The sequence below is a fragment of the Amycolatopsis samaneae genome, assembly GCF_039541975.1.
Classification (GTDB): Bacteria; Actinomycetota; Actinomycetes; order Mycobacteriales; family Pseudonocardiaceae; genus Amycolatopsis; species Amycolatopsis samaneae.
On sequence record NZ_BAABHG010000017.1, the window covers coordinates 28,498 to 50,214 of the forward strand.

The 21,717-nt window shown below is 71.4% G+C and carries 18 protein-coding genes; 15 read left to right on the forward strand and 3 right to left on the reverse strand.

Going from position 1 to position 21,717, the window contains the following annotated elements; translation table 11 throughout:
• The first annotated feature begins 11 nt into the window (after positions 1-11).
• From ABD987_RS35705 to ABD987_RS35740, 8 genes are all read left to right on the forward strand, one after another.
• Positions 12-1,007: a DUF1702 family protein gene (locus ABD987_RS35705; protein WP_345404714.1), complete on the forward strand. Its 996-nt coding sequence runs from the start codon at positions 12-14 to the stop codon at positions 1,005-1,007.
• 167 nt (positions 1,008-1,174) lie between these two features.
• Entirely contained in the window at positions 1,175-2,122 is a 948-nt protein-coding gene (locus ABD987_RS35710) for a DUF1702 family protein (RefSeq protein ID WP_378214331.1), read from the forward strand.
• Complete coding sequence (locus ABD987_RS35715) at positions 2,119-4,092, forward strand: CRTAC1 family protein (RefSeq protein WP_345404720.1); 1,974 nt, start codon at positions 2,119-2,121, stop codon at positions 4,090-4,092. The genes ABD987_RS35710 and ABD987_RS35715 overlap by 4 nt, the downstream gene beginning before the upstream one ends.
• A gap of 5 nt (positions 4,093-4,097) precedes the next feature.
• Positions 4,098-5,093: an enediyne biosynthesis protein gene (locus ABD987_RS35720; RefSeq protein ID WP_345404723.1), complete on the forward strand. Its 996-nt coding sequence runs from the start codon at positions 4,098-4,100 to the stop codon at positions 5,091-5,093.
• The gene (locus ABD987_RS35725; RefSeq protein ID WP_345404726.1) at positions 5,090-6,487 is read left to right on the forward strand and encodes a cytochrome P450; all 1,398 of its coding nucleotides are present in this window, start codon (positions 5,090-5,092) and stop codon (positions 6,485-6,487) included. The genes ABD987_RS35720 and ABD987_RS35725 overlap by 4 nt, the downstream gene beginning before the upstream one ends.
• Positions 6,488-6,543: 56 nt before the next feature.
• Positions 6,544-7,110, forward strand: a complete 567-nt coding sequence (locus tag ABD987_RS35730) for a DUF5987 family protein (protein ID WP_345404729.1) — start codon at positions 6,544-6,546, stop codon at positions 7,108-7,110.
• Positions 7,107-8,759 carry a GMC family oxidoreductase N-terminal domain-containing protein gene (locus tag ABD987_RS35735; RefSeq protein ID WP_345404732.1) on the forward strand — a complete coding sequence of 551 codons (1,653 nt, stop codon included), beginning with the start codon at positions 7,107-7,109 and terminating at the stop codon, positions 8,757-8,759. The genes ABD987_RS35730 and ABD987_RS35735 overlap by 4 nt, the downstream gene beginning before the upstream one ends.
• A 98-nt stretch (positions 8,760-8,857) precedes the next feature.
• Positions 8,858-9,913 (forward strand): carboxymuconolactone decarboxylase family protein, encoded by a 1,056-nt coding sequence (locus tag ABD987_RS35740; protein WP_345404735.1) that lies wholly within the window; start codon positions 8,858-8,860, stop codon positions 9,911-9,913.
• Positions 9,914-10,008: 95 nt separating this feature from the next.
• Here the strand turns inward: ABD987_RS35740 and ABD987_RS35745 are convergent, their stop codons facing one another.
• Positions 10,009-10,428: an SgcJ/EcaC family oxidoreductase gene (locus ABD987_RS35745; RefSeq protein WP_345404738.1), complete on the reverse strand. Its 420-nt coding sequence runs from the start codon at positions 10,426-10,428 to the stop codon at positions 10,009-10,011.
• Positions 10,429-10,784: 356 nt separating this feature from the next.
• Between ABD987_RS35745 and ABD987_RS35750 the strand changes: the two genes are divergently transcribed.
• Genes ABD987_RS35750 through ABD987_RS35780 form a run of 7 tightly spaced genes read left to right on the forward strand, consistent with a single transcriptional unit; the run spans position 10,785 to position 20,977 of the window.
• Positions 10,785-16,619 carry a type I polyketide synthase gene (locus tag ABD987_RS35750; RefSeq protein ID WP_345404741.1) on the forward strand — a complete coding sequence of 1,945 codons (5,835 nt, stop codon included), beginning with the start codon at positions 10,785-10,787 and terminating at the stop codon, positions 16,617-16,619.
• A 1-nt stretch (position 16,620) separates the two neighbouring features.
• Positions 16,621-17,094, forward strand: a complete 474-nt coding sequence (locus tag ABD987_RS35755; RefSeq protein WP_345404744.1) for an acyl-CoA thioesterase — start codon at positions 16,621-16,623, stop codon at positions 17,092-17,094.
• 1 nt (position 17,095) lies between these two features.
• Entirely contained in the window at positions 17,096-17,671 is a 576-nt protein-coding gene (locus ABD987_RS35760; RefSeq protein ID WP_345404747.1) for a flavin reductase family protein, read from the forward strand.
• Between the two features lie 15 nt (positions 17,672-17,686).
• Entirely contained in the window at positions 17,687-18,772 is a 1,086-nt protein-coding gene (locus ABD987_RS35765) for an NAD-dependent epimerase/dehydratase family protein (RefSeq protein WP_345404750.1), read from the forward strand.
• A complete protein-coding gene (locus ABD987_RS35770; RefSeq protein ID WP_345404753.1) occupies positions 18,769-18,963 on the forward strand; it encodes a DUF6222 family protein in 195 nt (64 codons plus the stop codon). Before ABD987_RS35765 ends, ABD987_RS35770 begins: the two co-directional genes overlap by 4 nt.
• 31 nt (positions 18,964-18,994) lie before the next feature.
• Positions 18,995-20,707: an acyl-CoA carboxylase subunit beta gene (locus tag ABD987_RS35775; protein WP_345404756.1), complete on the forward strand. Its 1,713-nt coding sequence runs from the start codon at positions 18,995-18,997 to the stop codon at positions 20,705-20,707.
• Positions 20,708-20,725: 18 nt separating this feature from the next.
• Complete coding sequence (locus ABD987_RS35780; RefSeq protein ID WP_345404759.1) at positions 20,726-20,977, forward strand: acyl-CoA carboxylase epsilon subunit; 252 nt, start codon at positions 20,726-20,728, stop codon at positions 20,975-20,977.
• A gap of 218 nt (positions 20,978-21,195) precedes the next feature.
• On the opposite strand, the gene ABD987_RS35785 is transcribed toward ABD987_RS35780, so the two are convergent.
• Both ABD987_RS35785 and ABD987_RS35790 read right to left on the reverse strand, forming a co-directional pair.
• Positions 21,196-21,522, reverse strand: a complete 327-nt coding sequence (locus ABD987_RS35785) for an LIM domain-containing protein (RefSeq protein ID WP_345404762.1) — start codon at positions 21,520-21,522, stop codon at positions 21,196-21,198.
• Positions 21,519-21,647, reverse strand: a complete 129-nt coding sequence (locus ABD987_RS35790; protein WP_345404765.1) for a hypothetical protein — start codon at positions 21,645-21,647, stop codon at positions 21,519-21,521. The genes ABD987_RS35785 and ABD987_RS35790 overlap by 4 nt, the downstream gene beginning before the upstream one ends.
• Positions 21,648-21,717 lie beyond the last annotated feature (70 nt).

Here is a 21,717-nt window from a genome sequence, read left to right on the forward strand (position 1 = left end):
AAGGACAAAATATGTCGACACTGTTCGGTGTGCTGCGCAAGAAGATGCTCGCACCGTCCCTGGCCTCCGTCGGGTTCGCCGAGCGGGGTTTCCCGGTGACGCCGTCCGCGGCCACCGTGAAGCTCGAGGCCGTCCCCCAGGCGGTGGTGTGCGGATTCGAATGGGCCATCGAGGGCGCGTCGCTGTGGGAACTCGAGCGGCGGCTGGAACTGGTGGAACCGGAACAGCGCGGATTCGCCTACGAGGGTGCGACCATGGGGTGCAGCATCCTCGACGCGATGCCGGGCGGCGGCCGGAACAGAACCCGGGAACTGCTGGAAGGGCCGGGGAAACCGCATATCTTCCTAACCTACATCGGGATCGGGTTCGCGATGGCGAGGCTGCCGAGGCCGTTGTGGAAGAACATCCTCCCGGAACTGTCGGAAGTGCCCTATCACCCGACGATGAGCTGGCTCGCCGTGGACGGCTACGGGTTCGACCGCGCCTATTTCGACACCCGCCGCTGGGTGGACGAGCGGGCCGAGCCGGAACCCTATCCGTGGGCGGGCAGGCCCGACTACTTCCCGCGCGCCTTCGACCAGGGCGTCGGCCGGGCACTGTGGTTCATCAACGGGGGCGACCCGCGGGCCGTCGCCGAGGCGGTGAAGCGCTTTCCCGAGCAGCGGCAAGCGGACCTGTGGAGCGGCGTCGGCCTCGCCGCGACCTTCGCCGGGGGCTGTGACCGGGCCGGGCTGGCCGAACTGCGCCGGTCCTCCGGGCCGCACCACGCCGAGCTGGCGCTCGGTGCGGTGTTCGCGGTCAAGGCACGCACCTTTTCCTCTTTCGTGCCAAGGCACACCCACGCCGCGGCCGGGGCGCTCACCGACCTCACCGTGGAGGCCGCGGTCGAGCTGGCCGACCGGACGGAGGTCGCGCCGGACCTGGCCGCGCCCGAACCGCCGTACGAGGTGTGGCGGGAACGGATCCGCGCCGGGTTCGGTGCCGGGGAACACCGCAGGGCGGGCTGACCGCGCCGGTCCGGTTGCGCAACGGAGGAGACACCGGGCGCAACTCCGGAGGTAGCCGGACGGTCACCGAATATGTGAATCTGACCTGTAGAAATGCACGGACGACTTATTCTACCCGTAAGGGGGAGAGTGCGTTGGGCAATGGTTGGCGCGCGTTAAGACGCCGCATCCTGACTCCGGACGTCTCGGAGACCACGCTGGACAAGCGAGGTTTCCACAAGAAGAGCCCAGCCGCTCAGGAACTGCTGGAGACGGTCGGGGAGAAGTTTCTTCTCGGCTACGCGCACGCGGTCGAGGCACGCTCCTTCGAGCAGGCCGAGGAATGGCTCGAACGGATTCCCGAACAGTTCCGCGGATTCGCCTACGAGGGCGCGGGAATGGGATACGGGATGCTCGACGGCCTGCCCGGCGGCGGTCGTTCGCACATCACCGGTTTCCTCGACGGCCCTGGTGAAAAGCACGACTACATCATCTACGTCGGTGTCGGCTGGGCGATGGCGCGGCTGCCGCGCTTCCGCTGGCCCTCGCCCGCGGACTTCGACCCGCTGCTGCGCTGGCTCGTGCTCGACGGCTACGGCTTCCACCAGGCCTACTTCAGGACCGACAGGTACGTCCGGCAGCAGTACCAGGAGCAGGGATTTCCCTGGCCGGACAAGGCACGGAGCGGCTACGCGCTCCGCGCGATCGACCAGGGCATCGGACGGGCGCTGTGGTTCATCTGCGGCACCGACGTCGACCTGGTGACCGAGACGATCGCCGGGTTCGCGCCGGAGCGGCACGGCGACCTGTACGCGGGCGTCGGCCTGGCCTCGACCTACGCGTGCGGGGTCGACGCGGACGAACTGCGGAAGCTGGCCGAGTTCGCGGGCCCGCACCGCGGCAGGCTCGCGCAGGGCAGCGCGTTCGCCGCGGAGGCCCGGGTCCGCGCGGGCCTGCTCATCCCCGAAACCGAGGTCGCCACGACGGCGATCTGCGGGCTGCCCGCCACGCGCGCGGCGGCGATCACGCAGGAGGTCCGGCCGGCCGTGGTGGTCGACCGTGAGCTCCCGGCGTTCGAAACGTGGCGGCAGGAGATCGCCGAAACGGTGTTGGCACACGGAGGTGTGGAGAAATGACCGCGACCTTGGGCTGGCTGCGCAGGCAGCTGGCGGGCATCGTGGCGCTGGTGCTGGTACTGGGCCTGTTCATGGTCGCCAGGCTGCCCAGCGTCTCCGCCGCGGAGCAGGACACGATGGCGTCGAAGTACGCCTTCCAGCCGATGTCGATCGCGCTGCCGCCCGCGCCGAAGCAGCAGTCGATCCGGCCGGTGAACAAGACCTACGAGCACATCCGGGCATGGATCTCCTCGGTCGGCGCGGGCATCGCCATGGCGGACCTGAGCGGGACCGGGAAGCCGAAGGATCTCTGCCTGGTCGATCCGCGCAGTGACCAGGTGGTGGTGACGCCGGTGCCGACCTCGGGCCAGCGGTACGCGCCGTTCGCGCTGGACGTGGCGCCGCTGCCGACGAACCCGAACGTCGCGCCGATGGGGTGTGTCGCGGGTGACTTCAACGAGGACGGCCGCACCGACCTGATGGTCTACTACTGGGGCCGCACGCCGGTGGTGTTCCTGGCCAAGGCGGACGCGACGAGGTTCGACGCCACCGCGTACGCGCCGGTCGAGCTGCTGCCGGGGGACAACCGGGCGAAGGACGGCACCTACAACGGTCCGAAGTGGAACACCAACGCCGCGACCGTCGGCGACTTCGACGGGGACGGGCACCAGGACATCTTCATCGGGAACTACTTCCCCGACAGCGCCGTGCTCGACCCGAACGCCGAAGGCGGCGTGCAGATGAACCAGTCGATGTCGCACGCGCCCAACAGCGGCGGGAAGCACATCTTCCGCTTCACCGGCGCCTCGGCGGGCGCGAAGCCGACGGCCACCTTCGCGCACGAGCCCAAGGCCATCCCCGAGGCATTGCAGATGGGCTGGTCGCTCGCGGCGAGCGCGACGGACGTGGACGGTGACGGGCTGCCCGAGCTCTACATCGGCAACGACTTCGGCCACGACCGCATGCTGTACAACAAGTCCACGCCTGGCCACGTCGAGTTCGCCGAGGTCAACGGTGTCCGCGGGATCGCCGACCCGAAGTCCAAGGTGATCGGCAACGACTCGTTCAAGGGTATGGGCGTCGACTTCGCCGACCTGAACCACGACGGCCTCTACGACATGTACGTCTCCAACATCACCACCTCGTGGGGCATCGAGGAGAGCAACTTCCAGTTCATGAACACCGCCAAGGACACCGCGGACCTGCGGGCGAAGCTGCGGCAGGGCGAGGCGCCGTGGACCGACCGCAGCGCCGAGGCGGGGACGGCGTGGTCCGGCTGGGGCTGGGACGTGAAGATCGCCGACTACAACAACAGCGGCGACTCGGTGATCACCCAGGCGACCGGGTTCGTCAAGGGCCAGGTCAACCGGTGGCCGCAGCTGCAGGAACTGGCCACCTCGCACGACGGTCTGCTGTCCAATCCGTTCTGGTGGCCGAACCTCCGTGCCGGCGACGACATCGGCGGTGACCAGACGCTGCACTTCTTCGCCAAGAGCCCGGAGGGTCGCTATGTCGACCTCGCCCCGAAGCTGGGGCTGGCGGTCCCGGTGCCGACCCGCGGTATCGCGGTCGGCGACCCGGACGGCAGCGGGCTGCTTGACTTCGCGGTGGCGCGGCAGTGGGAGGCCCCGGTCTACTACCACAACGTCAGCCAGAAGCCGGGGAAGTTCCTGGAGCTGGAGCTGACCACCGACGCGGCCAAGTCGGCGGGCCCGCTGCCCGCGCCGGGCACCCCGGCGATCGGCGCCGAGGTCACCGTGACCACCGCCGACGGCAAGAAGTACATCGACCGCGTGGACGGCGGCAGCGGCCACTCCGGCCGGCGCAGCCACCAGGTCCACTTCGGACTCGGCGAGACCGTGTCCGGCCCGCTGAACGTGCACCTGCAGTGGCGGGACCGCACCGGCCAGCTCCGGCAGCAGGACCTCAAGCTGGAGCCCGGCTGTCACATGATCCAGCTCGGCACCCAGGCCATCCAGGAAGGAATGTGACGGTCATGGCCCAGACAACCGCGGCGGCGGCTCCGCCGAGGCACACGAACAAGGTCGTCATCGCGCTCCGCCGGTTCGCGATCTCGATCAGCGTGTTCAACATCGTCGGCTACACCCTGCTCGGTTTCGAGCAGCCGTGGCTGTACCCGTTCATCGCGCTGGCGACCGCGTACACCACGGAGATCGTCCTCGAGATCATCGGCGCGAACGCGCAGAACCGGCCCGTCCGGTTCAAGGGCAACGGCTTCAAGGGGCTCGCGGAGTTCCTGCTCCCCGCCCACATCACCGGGCTCGCGCTGAACATGCTCACCTACGTCAACGACCAGTGGCTGGTCATGGTGTTCGGCGTGGTGGTCGCGGTCGGCGCGAAGTGGATCCTGCAGGCGCCGGTGCGCGGCCGGTTCCGGCACTACATGAACCCGTCGAACTTCGGCATCACGATCATCCTGCTGGTCTTCCCGTGGGCGAGCATCGCCCCGCCGTACCACTTCACCGAGAAGGTGGACACCTGGATCGGCTGGCTGATCGTGGGCATCATCATCGTCTCCGGCACGGTGCTCAACGCGATGCTGACCCAGCGGATGTGGCTGATCGGCGCGTGGGTGATCACCTTCGCGCTGCAGGCGATCCTGCGTGGCGTCATCTTCGACACCGCGATCCCCGGCGCGCTCGGCATGATGACCGGCGTCGCGTTCGTGCTCTACACGAACTACATGGTCAGCGACCCCGGCACGACCCCGTCGAAGCCCTCCTCGCAGATCCTGTTCGGTTCCGGCGTGGCGCTGGCCTACGGGTTCTTCATGTCCGTGCACGTCGCCTACGGCCTGTTCCTCGCCACCGCGTCGGTGTGCCTGATCCGCGGGTTGTTCCTGTGGGGCCTGCACTTCTCGAACAAGGCGCGGCTGAAGTTCGAGGCCGAGCAGCGGGAGCTGGCCACCACCACGCAGCTCCGGCCCGCCGAGAGCAAGCCCGACACCGGATCCGGGGCCATCGCCGCATGAGCAGCCAATCGGTATCGGCCCGGACGGCGCGCTCCGCGCCGCCCGGGCCCCCTCGGCGGAAGACGGTCAAGCTGCTCGCCCAGCTGTTCACCGACCGGCTCGCGCTCATGTCGGAGTCGGCGGAAGGCTACGGCGACGTCGTCCGGATCGCGATCGGTCCGAAGGCGATGTACCTGGTGAACCACCCGGAGCTGGCCAAGCACGTCCTCGCGGACAACAGTGCCAACTACCACAAGGGAATCGGTCTCCAGGAGGCCAGGCGCGCGCTCGGCGACGGGCTGCTCACCAGTGACGGGGAGACCTGGCGCGCGCAGCGCCGGACGATCCAGCCGGTGTTCCAGCCCAAGCGGATCTCGCGCCAGGCCGCGATCGTGGCGTCCGAAGTGGACGGACTGGTCAGGCGGCTGGCGGCGCACCGTGGCCCGGTCGAGATCCTGCACGAGATGACCGGGCTGACGCTCGGCGTGCTCGGCAAGACGCTGCTCGACGCGGAGCTCGGCGGCTACGAGACACTCGGGCACTCGTTCGAGGCCGTGCAGGACCAGGCGATGTTCGAGGCCGTCACCCTGAGCATGGTGCCGGAGTGGGCGCCGCTGCCCAAGCAGCTGCGGTTCCGCTCCGCGCGCGACGACCTGCGCCGGATCGCCGACGAACTCGTCGAAAAGCGGCTGGCGGACCCGGTCGAGGGCGGCGAGGACGTGCTGTCGCGGCTCATCGCCTCGGCGGGTGACGACGTCGACGGCGCCAGGGAACGGATGCGGGACGAGCTGATCACCCTGCTGCTGGCCGGGCACGAGACCACGGCGAGCACGCTGGGCTGGGCGTTCCACCTGATCGACGAGCACCCCGAGGTCGGCGAGCGGCTGCACGCCGAGGCCGTCGAGGTGCTGGGCGACCGGCTGCCGGGGCACGAGGACCTGCGGAAGCTGCGCTACACCACGATGGTCGTCGAGGAGGTCATGCGGCTCTACCCGCCGGTGTGGCTGCTGCCGCGCGTCGCGCAGGGCGACGACGAGATCGGCGGCTACCACGTGCCCGCCGGATCCGACGTCGTCGTGGTGCCCTACACCCTGCACCGGCACCCGGAGTTCTGGACCGATCCGGAGCGGTTCGATCCGGGACGGTTCGACCCGGACAACCCGGCGGGCAGGCCGCGGTACGCCTACATCCCGTTCGGTGCGGGGCCGCGCTTCTGCATCGGCAACAGCCTCGGCGTCATGGAGGCGGTGTTCGTCCTCGCCATGGCCTCCCGGGATCTGCGGCTGCGCAAGGTGCCCGGCTACCAGGTCGTGCCCGAGGCGATGCTGTCGCTGCGGGTGCGGGGCGGCCTGCCGATGACGGTGGACGCCAGGGTGGGGCGGTCCGACGAGGAAACCCGGCCGCGTGCCGCGTAAATCCACTGTGGACGGTGGGGAAGCGCCGTCCCGTTTTCGACGAAGGAGGTAGGCCGGTGTCACCAGCGATCGACGAGGAACGCGTCAAGGTACTGACCTTGGAGGCCTACGCGGACACCATTGTCCCCGGGGAGAAGCGGTCCGAGACCGACCGCGCGATCGCCGGTGCCTCGGCGGGGCCCGGCGCGGTCGAGGCCGGGGCGCTCGAACTGCTGCACACCGAGGCGACCGGCGTGACCGTGGGGCTGCCCTATCTGGCCCAGTCGCTCAACGACCACGCCAAGTCGTACGCGGGCGAGCACGACCTGGTGCTCGACGACGACGTGCCGCCGTTCGTGGCGCTCCCGTTCGCGCACCGGACCGCGCTGGTGCGGCAGCTGACTGCCCCCGGCCATCCGGAGAAGGACGGCTGGGTGAGCCTTTCGCTGTTCTGCAACATGGCCTTCGACAGCGCCGCGCACCTGCACACCGCCGACGCGATCCGCGCCGGTCACCCCGGCCTGCTGGCGCTGGGCTACCGCGAGCCGGACCCCGACGGGTTCTGGCGGTTCCCCAAGTTCTCCTACGGCCGCAAGCTGGCCGAGGTCCACCCCGACACGACGCCTTCAGGGAGCCCAGCGTGAGCGCGATCGAGAAGACCGACGTCGTCATCGTCGGCAGCGGTTTCGGCGGCTCGATCCCCGCCTACCACCTCGCCGCGGGCGGGGCGAAGGTCACCGTGCTGGAACGCGGGCCGTGGCTGGCCGCCGACGAGGTCGAGCACGACTACCTGCTCGGCTCGTCCTACACCCGCGCGTTCGACTTCGTCGTCGGCGACGGCATGAGCGTGCTCGGCGGCAACTGCGTCGGCGGCGGCAGCGTGGTGTACTTCGCCGCGATGCCGCGCGCGCCGCGGTTCGTGTTCGAGCGCCACGGCAGCATCGGGCGCCGGATGTGGCCATCGGTGCTGTCCCGCGACACCCTGGAACCTTGGTACGACCGGGTTTCCGAGTCGATCCCGGTGTCCACACAGGACTGGGACGACGTGTCCTACGCCGGCGGGCTCTGGGCCGCGGCCTGTCACCACTCCGGGCGTACCGCGAACCCGGCGCCGGTGGCGGTGGACAACGACCGGTGCGTGAACTGCAACTTCATGATGGCGGGCTGCAAGTTCGACGCGAAGCGGTCGATGCTGACGAACTACCTGCCCGCGGCGCTCTCGCACGGCGCGAAGATCCGGCCGCTGCACGAGGTGCAGAAGCTGGAACGCACCGAGGACGGCGGCTACCGCGTGCACTTCACCGTCCTCGACGACGTCGACTACCGGGTGCACACCGGCACCGGCGCGATCGACGCGAAGATCGTCATCATCGCCGCCGGCGCGGGCGCGACCCCGGTGATCCTCCAGCGCTCGGAGGCCGCGCTGGGCACCATGCCGCACGCGGTCGGGCGGTACTTCTCCGGCAACGGCGAACGCCTGAACACCGCGATCATCGACGAGGACCGGGCGCGCGAAGTACTCGGCCTCGCCAGGGAGAACGGCCTGGCGTACGCGGCCAACCACATCGGCAAGGGCCCGACCGTGGCGAACTGGGACCGGCTCGACGGATCGCTGCCCGAATACGAGCGGTACTCCCTGGAGCAGCTGTACTTCCCGCCGGGGCTGGGCACCATCCTGGCGCAAGTGCCCGGCGGGGACGAACCACGCTGGTTCGGGGTGCAGAAGAAGGAGATGCTCAAGCAGTGGGCGTCGTGGCTCACCATCTTCCTGATGACCGAGGACGACAACGAGGGCGTGTTCGGTACCCCGCCGCCCACCGGGAACGCCTACCGCATCTCGCAGCAGATGCTCGGCCGTGGCCCGCTGCGGTACGACCCGACCCCGAACACCCGGCGCGGCTGGGCGCTCGCGGACGCGGAGTGCAAGGAGATCATGGAGAAGGACGGCATCGCGAAGGTCGCCCCGTGGACCAACGACGTCGTCGGCGCCTACACCGTGCACCCGCTGGCCTCCTGCCGGATCGGCGACGACCCGGCGACCTCCGCCCTGCACCCGAACCACGAACTGCGTGAGCACCCGGGCATCTTCGTCACCGACAGCGCGTCGGTGCCGGGGGCGCTGACGGTCAACCCGGCGATGACCATCGCCGCGCTGGCCGAACGCGCCGTGCCCGGCATCGTCCGCGCCGCGCGGGAACGCGGCGTCGACGTCAGCTACGGCGCCCCGGCCCCCGACGGCTCCATCACCGGGCGTCGCGCGGTCAGCAAGCTCAGCGTCGTGGCGGGCAACTGACACACGAAACGGAGATCCGGCGTGCTTGAACGGAGATCTCGCGTGATTGGGCGAGATCTCCGTTCAAGCACGTGAGATCTCCATTCTGGGAGGACATCATGACGTCGGGAGTGGTGCGGCTCGCGTTGCGGCGGGCGATCGGGGAGGTCCGGTACGTCGGGGTGGTGCGGCCGAGGCGGGCGTCGGGGCTCGTCGCGGAGGTCTACCGGCAGCTGGAACGGGACTTCGGGATGCTGGCGCCGCCGGTCGCGCTGCATTCGGTGGCGCCTCCGGTGCTCGCGGCCGCGTGGCTGATGCTGCGCGAGTCGCTGGTCGCGGACGGGACGGTGAGCCGGTCGGACAAGGAGGTCGTCGCGGCCTCGGTGTCCGAGGGCAACGCCTGCCCGTACTGCGTCGAGGTGCACGGGATGGCGCTCGGGGCGCTGGGCTCACCCGGCGACGCCGCCGCGATCGAGCACGGTGACTACGCGGGGATCGCCGAGGAGGACACCAGGGCGCTGGCGCTGTGGGCCCGTGGCGACGGGTCGCTTCCCGCCGGGGTGCCCGCCGAGGCGGCGGCGGAGCTCACCGCGGTCGCCGTGGTGTTCCACTACCTCAACAGGATGGTCAACATCTTCCTCGGCCCGTCGCCGTTGCCGCCCGCGGTCCCGGATTCCGCGCGGCCGAAGGTCCGCGCGGTGCTCGGGCACTTCCTCAAACCCGGTCCGGCCCCGAGGGCGGGCGCCGCGCTCGACCTGCTCCCACGGTCCTTCGTGGACGGTCCTTCGTGGGCGCTGCCCGGTACCGCGGTCGGGGAGGCCTTCGCGCGCGCGGCGGCCGCCGTCGCCGGGGCCGCCGAGGGCTCGGTTTCCCCCGGGGTCCGTGACGTGGTGGTGCGGGAACTGAAGGCGTGGGACGGCCGGCCGCCGGGCCTGAGCCGCTCCTGGGTGGACGCGGCGGTGGCCGAGGTCGCCGAGGCGGACCGGCCCGCCGCGCGCTTCGCGTTGCTGACCGTGAAGGCGGCGTACCAGATCGACGAACCGACGGTCGCGGACGTCCTCAGTGGACAGACGGACGGACGCGGCCTGGTGGAGCTCGCCGCGTGGGCGAGTCTCACCGCGGCGACCGAGCTGGGCGGCAGGCTGCACCGGCCTGCCGGTGACGAACGGGGATGACGGGCGGCACCCGCCGTCGGCATAACTCGGCACGAAAGAGCCCCGGACCTCGGTGTCCGGGGCTCTTCGGTGTGCGGGCTCGGGGTGGCGCCGGGTCAGGCGGCGTTGGCCGGCGTGTTCTGGTACGCGGCCAGCTGCCATTCGCCGTCGTTCTTCGCCAGCACCCACAGCGCGCGGACCTTGCGCTCCTCGGCGATTTCGGTTTCGCCCTTGCCGAGTACACCGCCGAGGGTGACGACCACGGCCGAGTCGGCCCCGAGGAACTTCACGTCGATCGGCTCCCCGTAGACCCGGGTTCCCTTGTACGGTCCCGCGTACCCGGCGGCCATGAAGTTCTTGACCCCCTCACGGCCCTTGACGAAGACGCCGGGGAGCGCCATCGTCCCGTCTTCGGCGAAGACGTCGGCGAAGGCTTCGGCGTCGTTGCCCGCCCAGGCATCGATGATGCGCTGCGGCACAGCCGTCACCGCGGCCAGTTCGTCGTTCTGCTTGGCTGGAGCACTGTTGAGCGACATACCTGTATCCCTCTCGTTCGCCGTCCCGACCGAGCGTATGGCCGCTGCGCGCGGCACTGCTACCTGTCGATTGCCGGAAAGCGCCTTCCCGGCAGGGGATGTCTTCCGCCGTGCGGACTTCCCCGGCCGGTGCCGCGGCGTGGAATTCCCACGCTGACCAGGTGCGGAAGTGCCACGCAGAATGAGAGAAGACTCCGGGCGGCGCACAGGGGATGGTAGTAGTCGGATCCGAACCGGATTCGGTGCGACGGCGGCCCTGATTCACCTGCCGGCCTCGACCGCGCACGGCCGGTTCGGTTGTTCGGCCACGGACGGGTTTCGAACACGATATCGCGAGCTATTGGGAGTGCGGTGGCATGAGCGTTGAGCGGATTGCGATTGTCGGGATAGGACTGCGGTATCCGGACGCCCGTTCACTGGAGGAACTCTGGGAGAACGTGCTGGCGGGCCGCCGGGCGTTCCGGCGCCTGCCCGACGAACGGATGAACCACGAGGACTACTATTCGCCGGACCCCAAGGCGCCGGACCGGTTCTACTCCCGGAAGGCCGCGGTACTGCGCGACTTCGAGTTCGACCGGGTCCAGTACAAGGTCGCGGGCAGCACCTTCCGCGCCACCGACACGACGCACTGGCTCGCGCTCGACGTCGCGGCGCAGGCGCTGGCCGACGCCGGGTTCGCCGAGGGCGAGGGCGCCCCGAAGCAGTCGACCGGCGTGGTGATCGGCAACAGCCTCACCGGGGAGTTCTCCCGGGCGAACATCATGCGGCTGCGTTGGCCGTACGTGCGCCGCACGGTCGCCGCCGCGCTGGCCGAGCGCGGCTGGGACGACGACGAGACCGCGACCTTCCTGCGTGATCTCGAGGTGCAGTACAAGTCGCCGTTCCCGGAGATCAACGAGGACAGCCTCGCCGGGGGACTGGCGAACACGATCGCGGGCCGCGTCTGCAACCACTTCGACTTCGCCGGCGGCGGGTACACAGTGGACGGTGCGTGCTCGTCCTCGCTGCTCGCGGTCGTCAACGCGGCGAACGCGCTGGCGCAGGGCGATCTCGACGTCGCGATCGCCGGTGGGGTGGACCTCTCGATCGACCCGTTCGAGGTCATCGGCTTCGCCAAGACCGGCGCGCTCGCCAAGGGCGAGATGAAGGTCTACGACGCCGACTCCAACGGCTTCTGGCCCGGCGAGGGTTCCGGCATGCTCGTGCTGATGCGCGAGAGCGACGCGATCGAGCAGGGCAAGCGCGTCTACGCCTCGATCAGCGGCTGGGGCGTTTCCTCCGACGGCAAGGGCGGCATCACCCGGCCGGAGGCGGCCGGGCACCGGCTGGCGATCAGCCGCGCCTACCGGCGCGCCGGGTACGGCGTGGAGACCGTGTCGTACTTCGAGGGCCACGGCACCGGCACCGCGCTGGGCGACGCCACCGAGATCGAGGCGCTGTCCACCGCCCGCCGCGACGCCGATCCGCTCGCCCCGCCCGCCGCGCTGGGCACCATCAAGGGCAACATCGGGCACACCAAGGCCGCGGCCGGGGTCGCCGGGCTGATCAAGGCGACGCTGGCGGTGCACCACCAGGTGATCCCGCCGGGCACCGGGCACTTCGAGCCGCACGAATCGCTGCTGGGCGACTCGGCCCGCATGTACGTCCCCGGCGAGGCCGGGCTGTGGCCCCCGGAGCAGCCGGTCCGCGCCGGTGTCTCGGCGATGGGTTTCGGCGGTATCAACTCGCACATCGCGGTCGCCGAGGCGCCGGGCGCCGCGCGGCGCCGCGTGCTCGACGAGCGGACCAGGGCGCTGGTCTCCGGACGGCAGGACGCCGAGCTGCTGCTGCTCGACGCCGCGGACTTCGACGCGTTGCGGGAGCGGATCACCGAGCTGCTCACCGTCGTGCCGAAGCTGTCGCTGGCCGAGCTGACCGACCTCGCGGGCACGCTGTCGGCCGAGCTGACCGGCAAGCCCGTCCGCGCCGCCGTCGTCGCGACGAACCCGGAGGACGCCGAGCGGAAGCTGACCAGGCTGGCCGAGCTCGTGACCGAGGGCGACGGCGAGGTCTTCGCCGTCACGGAAGGGATTTTCGCCAGCGGGCGCACGGGAACGCCGAAGATCGGCTACCTGTTCCCCGGGCAGGGATCGGGCAAGGGCACCGTCGGGGCACTGCGCCGCCGGTTCGCCGGCGCGGAGGAGATCCACCGCGTCGCGGGGCTGAACGCCGCGGGCGACCAGGTCGCCACCGAGATCGCCCAGCCGAGGATCGTTACCGGTTCGCTCGCGGCGCTGCGCGTCCTGCGGCAGCTGGGCATCGAGGCCGACACCGCGACCGGGCACAGCCTCGGCGAGCTGACCGCCCTGCACTGGGGCGGCGCGCTCGACGAGCACGAGGTGCTGCGGCTGGCCAAGATCCGCGGCAAGGTGATGGCCACGGCGAGCGCGGGCGACGGCGCGATGGCGGGCCTCGCCGCGAGCCCGAGCCGCGCCGAGGAGCTCAGCCAGGGCGAGGACGTGGTCATCGCCGGGTACAACGCGCCGGGCCAGACGGTGATCTCCGGTCCGGCCACCGCGGTCGAGCAGGTCTGCGCCCGCGCCCGTGCCGAGGGTGTGACGGCCACGCGCATCAACGTCTCGCACGCCTTCCACTCGCCGTCGGTCGCTCCCGCGGCCGAGGCGATGACCGAACGGCTCACCGAGTTCGAGTTCGCCCGCATCGAGCGGCCCGTGGTCTCCACGGTGACCGGCGACGTGCTGCACGGCGCGGAGGACCTGCGCGAGCTGCTGCGTGACCAGGTCGTGCTGCCGGTGCGGTTCCGCGAGGCCGCCGCGAAGGTGGCCGAGCGCAGCGACCTGGTGATCGAGGTCGGCCCCGGCCGGGTCCTTTCCGGGCTGCTCGACGAGATCGCCCCCGGCAAGCCGGTCCTGCCGGTCGACTCCGACGCCCCCACGCTGGGCGCGGTGCTGCGGGTCGCCGCGGCGGCCCACGCGCTGGGCGTCACGATCGACACCGGGGCGCTGTTCGCGGGCCGGGTCGTGCGGCCGCTGCCGATCGACGGCGAGTTCAGCTTCCTGGCCAGCCCGTGCGAGGCGGCTCCGGCGATCGACGCCGAGCTGGCCCGCGAACTGGCCGCCGAGCGCGAGCAGCAGGCCGCGACGGTCGACCCCGGCACGGCCGAGGGCGGGGCGAACGCCACGCTCGACCTTCTGCGGAAGCTGGCCGCCGAACGGGTCGAACTGCCGCTGGAGACCGTCACCGCGGACACCCACCCGCTCGACGACCTGCACCTGTCCTCGATCACCGTCGGCCAGCTGGTCAACGACGTCACCAGGGCACTGGGCCGTCCCGCGCTGGAGGGCATGCCGAACTTCGCGACGGTGTGCCTCGGCGAACTCGCCGAGATGATCGACGAGCTGGCCCAGACCGCCAAGCTGGAGGACGCGAACGGCGCGGCCGAAATCCCCGGCGTCGGCCCGTGGGTCCGGCCGTTCTCGGTCGAGTACGTACCCGCGCTGCGGCCGAACCCGGATCTCACCCCTGGCATCGCGGCCGCGGAATGGCAGGTCTTCTCGACGCCCGGTCACTCGCTGGCCGAGCCGCTGCGCGCGGCGCTGGCCGGTGCCGGTCTCGGCGACGGTGTCCTGCTGTGCCTGCCGGGCGACTGCGACGCCTCGGACACCGGGCTGTTCCTCGACGCGGGCCGCGCGGTCATGGCCGCGCCGAACGGCACGCGCTTCGTCGTGGTGCAGCACGGCCTCGGCGCCTCCGGTCTCGCGAAGACGCTGAGGCTCGAGGACCCGTCGGCCCGCACCACGATCGTCGACCTCGCCGACCCGGCCCCGGCCGGGGCGGAGGACATCGAGGAGGCGGTGCAGACCGTACTGCTGGAGGTCGCGGCGACGACCGACTTCACCGAAGCGCGCTACGACACGCGATGGACCAGGACGGTGCCGCGCCTCGGCGCGCTGCCGCCTGCCCCGGTCGGCCCGATCCCGGAACCGCTGGGCAGCGACGACGTCCTGCTCGTCACCGGCGGCGGCAAGGGCATCACCGCGGAGAGCGCGCTGGCACTGGCCAAGGATTCCGGTGCGAAGCTGGCGTTGCTCGGCCGCAGTGACCCGGCCGACGACACCGAGCTGGCGGAGAATCTGCGCCGGATGGCCTCGGCGGGCATCACCTACCGGTACGAGCGCGCCGACGTCACCTCCGCCGAGCAGGTGGCCGCCGCGGTCGCCGCCGTGCAGGCGGCGCTGGGCCCGGTCACCGCGGTCCTGCACGGGGCGGGGCGCAACGAGCCCGCCGCGTTGTTCAGCCTGACCGAGGAGAGCTTCCGCAAGACGCTCGCGCCGAAGATCGGCGGCCTGCACGCGGTGCTCGGCGCGGTCGACCAGGACCGGATCAAGCTGCTTGTCACCTTCGGCAGCATCATCGGCCGCGCGGGTCTCCGCGGTGAGGCGCACTACGCCACCGCGAACGACTGGATGACCGAACTGACCGTCCGATTCGGACAGGAACACCCGGCGGCGCGGGCGATCGCGCTGGAGTGGTCGGTCTGGTCCGGCACCGGGATGGGCGAGAAGCTCGGCGTGGTCAGCGCGCTCATGCGCGACGGCATCACACCGATCCCGACCGAGGAGGGCATCGCGATCCTGCGCCAGGTCCTCGGCGACCCGGAGGCGCCGTCGGTGCTGGTGGTCTGCGGACGCACCGCGGGACTGCCGACGCTGCCGGTGGAAAGCGAGGAGCTGCCGCTCACCCGCTTCGTCGACCGCGCCGTCGTGCACTACCCGGGCATCGAGCTGATCACCGAGGCGGACCTGTCCGCGGGCAGCGACCCGTACCTGTCCGACCACCTGCTCGACGGCGACCTGCTGTTCCCCGCCGTGCTGGGCATGGAGGCGATGACCCAGGTCGCCTCCGCGACCCTGCGGGGCACGGAGGTCACCCCGGTACTGGAGGACGTCGAGTTCCTGCGCCCGATCATCGTGTCGCCCGCCGGGACCACGACGATCCGGCTGGCCGCGCTCGCGGTCGACGCCGAGACGGTCGACGTCGTGCTGCGGAGCGGCGAGACCGGGTTCAGCGCCGACCACTTCCGGGCCCGGCTGCGGTTCGCCCGGCCGGACGAACTCGGCGAGCGTGTCCCGCGTGACGTGGGCCTGCCCGCGGTCCCGGTCGACCCGGTGACCGAGCTGTACGGCTCGGTGCTGTTCCAGGGCAAGCGGTTCCAGCGGGTGCTGGGCTACCGGCGGGCGAGCGCGCGGCACGCGGTGGCGGAGATCGCGACCGGCTCGGACGTCTCCTGGTTCGCGCCGTTCCTGCCCCAGCAGCGGTTGCTGGCCGACCCGGGCACCAGGGACGCGATGATGCACGCCATCCAGTGCTGCGTCCCCGACGCGACCCTGCTGCCGCAGGGGATCGAGAAGCTCTACCTCGCCGAGCCGGGCGCGCAGGACCCCGAATACGTCCTGCTCGACGCTCGCGAACGGTCGCAGGATGGCGACAGCTACCTCTACGACCTCGACGTCCGCAATCCCGACGGGACGCTCGTCGAGCGGTGGGAGGGGCTGAAGCTGCGGGCGGTCCGCAAGCGGGACGGCGCGGGGCCGTGGGTCCCGGCCATGCTCGGGTCCTATGTGGAGCGTGCGGCGGAGCGGATGCTCGGCGGCAGCCGGTCGGTGGTCCTCGAACCGGACCCGGCCGACACCGAGGTCGCCACGATCGCGCAGCGGCGGGCGCAGACCGCGCTGGCCGCGGGCCGCGCGCTCGACCGGCCGGTCGAGGTGCGCTACCGCCCCGACGGGAAGCCGGAGGCCGACGGTGCCGAGGTGACCGCGTCGCACACGTCCCAGCTCACCCTGGTGGTCGCCGGGAGCGGGCAGGTCTCGTGTGACATCGAGACCGCGATCGAGCGCACCGAAGAGGACTGGTCCGGTCTGCTCGGCGAGGAACTGCTCGCCGTCGGGCAACTGCTCGCGGCCGACGCGGGCGAGTCCGTCACGGTGGCGAACACCCGGGTCTGGAGCGCGCTGGAATGCGTGCGCAAGGCGGGTGACATGACCCAGGCACTGACCGTGCGGCGGGTGGAGGCCGACGGGTGGGCGTTGCTCGCCTCCGGTCAGTTCCGCATCGCCACCTGGTCCACCACGATCAACGACCGGACCGATCCCGTGGTCTTCGCGGTCCTCCAGGGAGAGGAGAGCTGACATGGCCGACTACTACGAGATCCGCCACACGGTCGGGTTCGAGGAGACCAACCTGGTGGGCAACGTCTACTACGTCAACTACGTCCGCTGGCAGGGCCGCTGCCGCGAGATGTTCCTGAAGGAGAAGGCACCCGCGGTGCTCGAGGAGGTCCGCGACGACCTCAAGCTGTTCACGCTCAAGGTGGACTGCGAGTTCTTCGCCGAGATCACCGCGTTCGACGAGTTGTCCATCCGGCTGCGCCTGGAAGAGCTGACCCAGACCCAGATCCAGTTCACCTTCGACTACGTGCACCTGACGGACGAGGGGGAGCGGCTGGTGGCGCGGGGGCGGCAGCGGATCGCGTGCATGCGCGGCCCGAACACCGCGACCGTGCCCTCGCGGGTCCCCGAGCAGCTGCGGGAAGCACTCGCCCCCTACGCCACGGGTGCCGCGCGGGCGTCCGGTGCCGGTTCGGTCAACGGCAAGGGAGAGTGACGTGACCAACCTCGGCGAAGGCACCGAACGTCCGGTGCTGAAACGGGTGCCCGTCCCGCCTGCCCGGCGGCGGTTGTCCGAGCAGGCGGGCCTGCGGGAGGTGATGGGGCAGTTCGCCACCGGGATCACCGTGCTCACCGCCGGCGGCGAGGAGGGCCACGGGATGACCGCGAACTCGTTCACCTCGGTGTCGCTGGAACCGCCGATGGTGCTGTGCTGCGTCTCGCGGGCCGCGCGGATGCACACGGCCATCGTGTCGGCCGGTGGCTACGCGGTGTCGGTGCTGAGCGGCGGACAGCGTGAGCTGGCCCGGTACTTCGCCGACTGGCGGCGTCCCGCCGGCCTGGCGCAGTTCGACTCGGTCGAGTGGACCCCGGGCCCGCTCACCGGCGCGCCGCTGCTGTCCGGCGCGCTGGCCTGGGTCGAATGCGAGCTGGCCGAGATCTACGAGGGCGGCGACCATTCGATCTTCCTCGGCAGGGTGCTCGCCTCCAGCCGCAGCACGGGCACCGACACGCTCGTGTTCTACAACGGCGGCTACCACCACATCGACGGCCGCGTGCGGGCCACGGCCTGAACCGGGGAGAAGACGATGGACATCAGCGTCACCGGGGGCACCGGGTTCCTCGGTGCCCACGCCGTCGCCGAACTGGTGCGGCGCGGGCACCGGGTCCGGGTGCTCGCCCGCGATCCGGAGCGGCTGGCGCCCGCGCTGGCGCCGTTCGGCGTCGATCCCGGCGTGGTCGGTCTCGTCGAGGGCGACGTCGTCGACGAGACCGCGGTGACGCGGCTGGTACTGGGCGCGGACGCGGTGCTGCACGCCGCGTCCGTGTACTCCTTCGACAGCAGGCGCCGCGCGGAAATGCGGCGTACCAACGAACGCGGCACCGAGGTGGTGCTCGGCGCCGCCCGCGCGTCCGGTGCCGGACGGATCGTGCACGTTTCGACCGTCGGGGCGCTGTACCCGTCGCCGTCCGCGACGATCGGCGCGGAGTCGCCGGTCGCCGCGCCGAAGGAGACCTACCTCGCCACCAAGGCGGCGGCCGACCGCGTGGCGCGGCGGCACGCGGCCGAGGGCGCGCCGGTCGTCATCAGCTATCCGTCCGCGCTGATCGGGCCGGACGACCCGTACGTCGGCGACCAGAACGCCCGGCTGCGCAACGTCTTGCGCGGCCTCATGCCGTTCTGGCCGTCCCGCGGGCTGCCGATCGGGGACGTCCGCGACACCGCGGTGCTGCACGCGGACCTGCTCACCGGGCCGGACTTCGGCGCGCGGGCGCGGGTTTTCGGTCCGGGGCACTGGGTTCCGACGTCGCGTTATCTCACCGTGCTGCGTGCGGTCACGGGTCGGGCGTTGCCCGCCCTGTTCCTGCCGCCGCGTGCGATGGTTCCGGTGGGCCGGTTCGCCGACCTCGTGCAGCGGGTGTGGCCGTGGAACATCCCGGCCGAGTACGGCGCGATCTACGTCTGCGCCGTGGCCGTACCGGTCGACGGCGATCCGGCCGTCACCGGCGGCGTCGTGGCCCGTCCGTTGTCCGAGACCGTGTGCGACACGGTCGCCTGGCTGCACCGGGCCGGCCTGCTGACCGATCGCCAGGCCGGCGCGGCGGTGGTGCGGCCACCAGCAGACGGACCGGTGCTCGCCGGTTCCGCAGGAAGGGGAGAGGGGCAGTCATGACGACGAACGAGGCCGTGCCGGTACCGGACGGGCAGCAGATCTCCGGTGCCGAGTTGCCGGATCCGCCACCCGTGCTGATCCCGATGCCGCGGCTGGGCCGGGGCATCCGGTGGAGCGACATCGTGGCCGAGATCGAGAGCGACAACCAGGCCCGTGCCCGTGGAGGCGAGCGAGTCCGGGACGCGGCATGAACGATGCCTGCGAGCGAAGCGAGGCGATCACATGAGTGCGAGCGGCGAGGCGGGAGCCACGGCCGCGGGCGACGACGTCGTCGTCGCCGGGCCCGCCGACTTCCGCCGCGGCCACCGGAGGCTGCCCCGCCCGGAAGGCGCGGACGCCGAGGTCATCCCGCTGGCGCGGGGCAGCGAGCCGGTGCACCCGCCGGCGCCTGCCATGCCCGCGTTGCGGGAACAGCGGGAAGAGCTGCGCGCGCACATCGTCGAAGGCCGGTTCGAGGGCATCCGGCGCCAGCACTCGCTCGGCAAGCGCACCGCGCGGGAACGCATCGAGCTGTTGCTCGATCCCGATTCGTTCACCGAGGTCGAGCTCTACCGGCGGCACCAGGCCAGCGGGCTGGGGCTGGCGGAGAACCGGCCCTACACCGACGGGGTGATCGCGGGCTCCGGCACCATCGACGGCCGCCGGGTTTTCGTGTACGCCCAGGACTTCACGGTGTTCGGCGGTTCGCTGGGCGAGGCGCACGCGGCGAAGATCCAGAAGGTGATGGACCTGGCGGTCAGCACGGGTTCGCCGATCATCGGGCTCAACGACAGTGGCGGGGCGCGCATCCAGGAAGGCGTGATGTCGCTCAACGGCTACGGCGGCATCTTCCGCCGTCAGGTCGAGGCGTCCGGCGTGATCCCGCAGATCAGCGTCGTGCTCGGCCCGTGCGCGGGCGGCGCCGCGTATTCCCCGGCGCTGGCGGACTTCACGTTCATGGTCCGGGACACCGCGCGGATGTACCTGACCGGTCCCGACGTGGTCGAGGCCGTCAGCGGGCAGCGCGTCAGCCACGAGGAGCTCGGCGGTGCCGACGTGCACGGCACGTACTCCGGGGTGGCGACCGTGGTGCACGACGACGAGGAGAGCTGTCTCGACGACGTCCGCTACCTGATTTCCCTGCTGCCGGGGAACTATCTGGACCCGGCGCCGCCGAACCCGTCGTGCGAGGCCCACCGCGACAAGCGGCCCCGGCTCGCCGAGATCGTCCCGGTGGAGCCGAACCGGCCCTACGACATGCGTGAGGTGTTCGCCGAAATCGCCGACGACGGCGAGTTCTTCGAGCTGCACGCGGGCTGGGCCCGCAACGTGCTGTGCGCGCTGGCGCGGATCGACGGCCGCGTCGTCGGCCTCGTCGGGAACCAGCCGGTGGTCTTCGCCGGTGTCCTGGACGGTCCCGCGTCCCAGAAGGCCGCGCGGTTCGTGCGGTTCTGCGACGCCTTCGGCATCCCGCTCGTGACGCTGGTCGACGTGCCGGGGTTCGTCCCCGGCGTCGAGCACGAGCGGTCCGGCATCATCCGGCAGGGCGCGCAGCTGCTGCACGCCTACTGCGAGGCGACGGTGCCGCGGGTACAGGTGATCCTGCGCAAGGCCTACGGCGGGGCGTACATCGTGATGGACTCGCGCTCGATCGGCTGCGACCTTTCCCTGGCCTGGCCGACGAACCAGATCGCCGTCATGGGCGCCGAAGGCGCGGTGAACGTCCTGTTCCGGCGCGACCTCGCGGCCGCGAAGGACCCGGACGCGCTGCGCGGGAAACTCGTCGCGGAGTACACCGAGGAGTTCATGAACGCCCAGTACGCCGCCGAACGCGGCCTCGTCGACGACATCATCGACCCGGCCGACACCCGCGCGGCGCTGGCTCGCGGGCTGGCGATGGTGCGGGACAAGCGCAAGGCGGCGCCGCGGCGCAAACACGGCAACCTGCCGATCTGAGTCCGAGAGGTACGGCCGATGGGCGAACGCGCCGACGAGTCCACTGTGGACTCTCCGGAACTGCGAGTGGAACGGGGCGCACCGGACGAGGTGGAGCTGGCGGCGCTGGTCGCCGTGCTCGCCGGTCTTTCCGCGGCCGCCGCGGCGCGCCGTGCCGACGCCGGTGCCGTGGGGGACCGGCCGCGGATCTGGGCGGACGCCGCCTGGCGGCCCGGCGCTCCGCTGCGTGCCGCCCACGGCACGTGGCGGGCTTCCCTGCTGCCACGGTGACCCGCGCCTCCCTCGCGTGGTGGCAGGTGGGTGCTGAAGGACGCCTTCAGTGCGCTGAGCGCACTGAAGGCGTCCTTCAGCACACCCGGCGTCCCTTGAGAAGCGTTCGGGACATCGATGCGACAAGGGGGTCCCTCGCTGCGTTCGACGCGACGGGGGCGTCCCTCGGTGCGCCGAACGCACCGGGGGCGTCCCTCGGATCCGCGCGGGACGCGAGGTCAGGCGGCGCGGCGCAGGCGGTCGGTGATCCGGCGCTCCCGGCTGCTCGCGTAGATGCTGTGGCCGGGATGCACCGCGGTGTACCGGATCTCGCCGTCGGTGAAGGTCTGCAGTTCGGTCCGCTCGCCGGGGGAGAACGGGGCGCCGCACACCGCGCACGTCCGCTGCCGGGCGGCGGCGCTCAACGGCGTTCCGGTGCGCCGGCGGGGCACCTGCCAGCCGCCGGTGCGTGCCGCCGGGACGGCGGGCGTCCGCGACGGTCTCCACGACTCCGGCACGCGTGGCCGCGGCGGGCGGGCGTGCGGATCGTGGCGCGGGCCGCTCATCGGTCGAGCGGTGCGGCGTCGGAGACCCGCGGCTCACGCGGAAGTTCGAAGCGGGCCGGCGTCGGCAGGTCGATGTCGGCGTCGTCGTCGGCGAAGATCTCGTACGGGTCAAGGCGTTCGGTCATGGCGCACTCCGTGGCGTGAGAGCCGGCCCGCGGAAGTGGTCACGACGTCGCCGCGGGCGTGTTTTCCGTC